The 280-nt window shown below is 61.4% G+C and carries 1 pseudogene; it reads left to right on the top strand.

Going from position 1 to position 280, the window contains the following annotated elements:
• Positions 1 to 280, top strand: a pseudogene (locus tag ACNG5D_RS16090) (undecaprenyl/decaprenyl-phosphate alpha-N-acetylglucosaminyl 1-phosphate transferase); the annotation flags it as partial.

The raw sequence follows: 280 nt of genomic DNA, 5'->3' as shown, positions 1-280 counted from the left end.
CTTCAGGCGCTCGCCCTTGCTGCTGCCTGCCTCGGCTTTCTGGTCTTCAACATGCGGCATCGCTGGCGCGCACGAGCAAGCCTTTTCCTTGGCGATGGCGGCAGCACATTTCTCGGTGCAGCCCTTGCCGGATTTATCCTCATCCTTGCAAGCGGAACCGCCGCCGTCGCCTTTCCCGTCCTGATCTGGATCGTGATCGTGCCAGTCATTGATACGCTGAGCCTGATCGTGCGCCGCATGTCTGTACGCAGAAGCCCGTTCTCGCCAGACCGGCAGCATC

It is taken from the genome of Algibacter ulvanivorans, assembly GCF_048381495.1.
Taxonomy (GTDB): Bacteria; Bacteroidota; Bacteroidia; order Flavobacteriales; family Flavobacteriaceae; genus Algibacter_B; species Algibacter_B ulvanivorans.
The sequence above is the reverse complement of the archived record's forward strand: the minus strand, read 5'-3'. Positions and strand labels throughout refer to the sequence as shown.